Consider the following 5,053-nt stretch of genomic DNA (forward strand, 5'->3'; position numbering starts at 1 on the left):
CTTGTGTTACTTCTTTTGCCATATCAATTGCAATTGATAATGCTGTTTTATTTGTTTCAATAGTAACTTCAACTAATGCATCTTTTGCAGCTTTTAATAGATTTACCATATTATCTACTTCTTCTTGAGTAGCATCTTCTTTTGATAATAAATCTTTTGCTGATGTTAAAACATTTTGTAGTGCCTTCCAACTTTCAGTTGTATAAACTGTTTCATCTAAGTCATCAACATCTTTGATTAGTTTATCTAATACAGTCTTATCTGCTTCAACTTCAGTTCCTTTAACAAATTCAATTTCAAACTTATCTAATTGTGGTGATTTCCCTGCTGGTCCTGTAAATACCCATAAACCATTACCTGCTTCTTTTACATTTAAATCAAATTCAGCTGTATGAGTTGCTGCTGTACTACTTGCACCGGCTGATACTTTACCACTTTCAATCTTACCACTTTCTTCTGACCATACTAATTCGTTTGTATTTGAACCACTTCGATAATATGCCTTAACATGATATGTTCCCGCTTTTGAAGCCGTGTATGGAATTGTAATAGTATCATTTTCATTTAAACTGTTTACAAACTTTCCATTACTTGCCCATGCTCCTTCAGAAATCTGTAATGGCCATGTTTCATTTTCACCTGTATTATGAAGAATAGAATATTCTGCTTCAAGTGTCACTGCCCCATTTCCAACAGGGAAAACAAAAGGATTATTTTCAGTGTAGTTATTAAACTCAAATATAACTTCAATTTTTGCATCAGCCATAATATTTGTAAATGTATATGTATCAACTTTTCCTACAGATTCTCCATTTACAAGAACATCTTTGATTGCATAACCTTCATTAGCTACAATATCATATTTCTTACTATCACCTTCAGTAACTGTAGTTATACCTTTGTCAGTTATTGTACCACCTTCACTAGCAATTGCTTCAATAGTAAATGTATCTAATACTATTTCACCAGGTGTAAATTCTAATTTATCTAACTGTGGTGATTTCCCTGCTGGTCCTGTAAATACTAACACACCATCTCCAGCTTCTTTTACATTTAAATCAAATTCAGCTGTATGAGTTGCTGCTGTACTACTTGCACCAGCTGATACTTTACCACTTTCGATCTTACCATTTTCTTCTGACCACACAAGTTCATTTGTATTTGAACCACTTCGATAATATGCCTTGACATGATATGTTCCTGCTTTTGGAGCATTATAATTATATTTAACTATATCTCCTTGTTGGATTGCATCAATAAACTTACCGTTACTTGCCCATGATCCTTCACTAACAACACATGGCCAGCCATTATCACCAGTTGGATCATTTACGATTTCACTTACAAATTCTGCTTCAAGCAATGCAGAAGAATCTTTTTGCCATGGGAAAATAAAAGGATCCTCTTGCGTATATTTTTCTCTTTTTACTAAACCATTATCTGCTTTAGATAATGCTTCAATTGCTTTTTCAATCTCAGAGATACTTGCATTAGGTTTATTGGCTACTTCATTTGCATTGGCCAATGCTTCCTTAAAGTTATCCCATCCTGAAACATACCAGTCTTTATTCTTTTGATTAGCTGTTTCAAGTAATTTATTTAATGCTTCTAAAGAGCTTGTTTCTGTATCTTTGATTGTAACATTTGCTTTACCAATAAATCCTAAAATTAATCCATTGCTAGGATCAGTCAATTCAATACTAAATACTCTATCTCCTGTTGCATTTGTATTTCTTCTAGTTTCTACTGGAGCAGTAATTTCTTTTATTCCATCCCCCATTACAATCTCACTAATTAATTCAGTATTAAAATCATCTTGAATAGCACTTCCTGGATTAGGTTGTAATTTAGCAGTTATTGTGCCATTACTTCCACCTACACGTACTATTTTAACATCAATTCTTTCATCCTCGTTCATTGTATAATTAGACTGTTCTAAGCCAATCATACCTTTTCCACCATTATTGATCACATATGCAGCTTCTAAACCAATAGCTTTTGAATCAATATTTAATGTTAATGTATGTTCTCCATCATCTAAATCATCAGAGGCAAAAATCATTTGTCCAGTAGCTCGAGAACTAGCATTTGTATCTATTTTCACCGCTTTACCACCATCAATTGCAATAGTTGCAACTCCATGATTTGGATCCGTTGTTCCCATCAAATAAATCTTGCTTCCTGTAAATGTAATTGTTAAAGATGCACCAGCATTGGCATAACGATTAGTACCATTAATAAAGTTATTTCCACTTTCACTATACCATGTACCGTTAAACGTAAAACCTGCACCATCAGCTACATTTGTATCTTCAATATCAATAACATCCATTCCATCAGGAGCAGTTCCTGCTAATTCAAACCCTTCAGTAGTTTTATATACACCAACTTCACTAATAATTGGTACCGCATCTGATTTATTAGTATCTACAGTAATTCGAATTTGATCAGCTTTTATTGCACCTGTTCTAACTAATCTTTTTGCACCAATAGTTTGACCTTCATCCATGACTTTCCAATCACTATTTTCACCATTTCGATATTCAACTTTATACTCATTGATACTTTGACCAAACTGTATTGCCTCTTCAATAGAAACAACATCAAAAGTTTTTGTTGAACCTAAATCAATTAAAAGTGTTCCCTCTTGATTTCCATCATCAACTGTCCAATATGTATCATCATTTCCATCAATCATATTTCCAGGCTTATAATTAATATCATTACCTCGTACATTTGATGCTTTGATTGTTGCATTAGCTGCTAAATTTGTATCAAAAGTATCCGCAATATTTTTTCCAAATTCAGCTAAGCGATCTAAAATCAATTGATCTACCGTTCCATCAGAATTAGGTGGTACATTTAATAATAATGGTGCATTATGACCAACTGAATTAAAATACATTTGACCTAAATCAGTAAGACTCTTAGGTGTATTTTTCTTTGTTCCCCAGAACCATCCAGATGTGATGCGTGCATCAGCTTCAGGTACAGTCCATTTATTTCCATTTTCATATCCCAATGAATAACTTCCCTGTACATTATCATCACATGTATCGGCATTTATATTTACATTTGATTTTGACCATGTATTTTTTGCGGCATAACCATTTTCATTTCCAATCCAGCGAACTGTAGTATTAGAACCACATTGGAAAATCATACATTCACTATCAAATCCTGCTTCTTCTCCTTCTTGAGCTTGAATCGTATCATACCAGCGTTTAAAATCATATTTTTGAGCATTGGCACCGCTACCCTTTGCTCCATCCATCCAGATTTCACTAAAATGACCATTATTTCCATATTTATCATTTCCTAAAATTTCATTCAACTGATTTACATAATAATCATTATAATCTAAGACATCTTTATCTTCAGTTGTTGGATTACCATTTTCATCGTAATACCCATAACTAGATTCATGAATATCCCATGGTGATAAATATAATCCCATATCTATATCATATTTTGAACATTCTGCAGAAATTTCAGCTAAAATATCACCATTTCCATTTTTATAACTTGTTTCAGCTACATCATAATCTGTATATTGACTATTCCAAATACAAAATCCATCATGATGTTTAGCCGTTACAATAATCTTTTTAAATCCTGCATTTCTAAATGCTTTAACTAACGTTTCTGCATCAAAATCCTTTTCTAATTTAAAAATTTCATCTGGTGTTTTATCCCCGTAATTTTCTCCCCATTCTATTTCATTAAATGTATTTGGTCCAAAATGAACAAAACCGGCTAATTCTTCCTTTTGATAACGATATTGCTCGTTTGTTGGCGTTACACCCCAAGATGCTGGTGCAGGAGTTTCTGTATTTGATAAATCACTATCACCAATATAACCTTCTGCAGCATTTATAGAAATTGTCCCATAGCTACCTGCTACAAGAGACATAACCATTGCCAACGACAATACTATTTTACTTGATTTCATCCTTCTCTCCTCTCTTGTATTCTTTTTCCCATTTTTAGTACATTTTTATCCTAATTCTCTTTTTCTTTAAATTTTATAAATATAGCTTATTTTCATCAAACATTCTACTAAATATATTTCTAATATCTATTTTTTATCATCTCCTTACTTATATATACTATAAAATATTTAGAATGCATTAAATAAGCTATACAATAGAACTTATTACTGAATATGAGTTCCAGGATACTTTGCATTCCACATACTTTATTATAATGGGTATTGTTATATAGTAAGCAATTCTATAATAGAATTGCTTACTATTAAACTAAATAAAAGATATATATCTTTTATTTAGTTTTTATATTATTATTATAAACTATTTTTATAAAAAAATGGTTAAAATATATGATAAAATCATACAAATTTTTATTATTCTTTAATTAAAAAGGTGAATTCCACGCTAGAGCCGATAGATAAAATTTAATTCTACAAATGTTATCAATAAAACAAATATTCTGAATAAAAGAGGAATACTTGATACTATGTCAAATTTTATTTCACAGCTTCTTATGACTTGTATTGTTTAGTATACTCATCTCCATTGTATACTTTATACAATTCGTGTTCCTCAGACCCAGATTTTGTCTACATTTTCCTTCAGATCCCACTTCACGATAGATAAGCAAATAGTTAGCAGTTTTTACATCGTCCCCACAGTGGACTTTCACCACCTAGATAGCCACACTCAACATACTAAAAAATAATGTCAAAATCTTTAAAATTAATAGATATGACATTATTTTTATAATTCTAATCTACTTTCTTTCTATACATAGTTAAGCCCACTATACTTACGATTATTAACTCTGTAAATATTCCAACTAATGAATTATCGCCGGTCTTAGTTGCATTTACTGTTGTATCCCCTGATTTTACATTATTTCCAGGATTATTATCTACTGGTAGATTACTTGGATTCACTTCTAATCCTGCTATTGCTTTAATCAATGCGTTTTGTGCATTCATTACTTCTTCTACTGTTGTATTTGGATCTTCATAGATCATTTTTACTGCATTTAATGTTTCTACTAAACTTGTATATGATGCAACACTATAGTT

At 31.5% G+C, this 5,053-nt stretch carries 1 protein-coding gene and 1 pseudogene; both read right to left on the reverse strand.

Annotated features, from left to right (window positions below; all coding sequences use genetic code 11):
• On the reverse strand, nucleotides 1–3,952 hold a 3,952-nt coding region (locus ACLR9T_RS01055), incomplete at its 3' end, for an alpha-L-fucosidase (RefSeq protein WP_413107681.1).
• Between the two features lie 792 nt (nucleotides 3,953–4,744).
• Nucleotides 4,745–5,053: pseudogene (locus ACLR9T_RS01060) on the reverse strand (beta-hexosaminidase); the annotation flags it as partial.

It is taken from the genome of Thomasclavelia sp., from assembly GCF_047249845.1.
GTDB lineage: Bacteria > Bacillota_I > Bacilli_A > Erysipelotrichales > Coprobacillaceae > Thomasclavelia.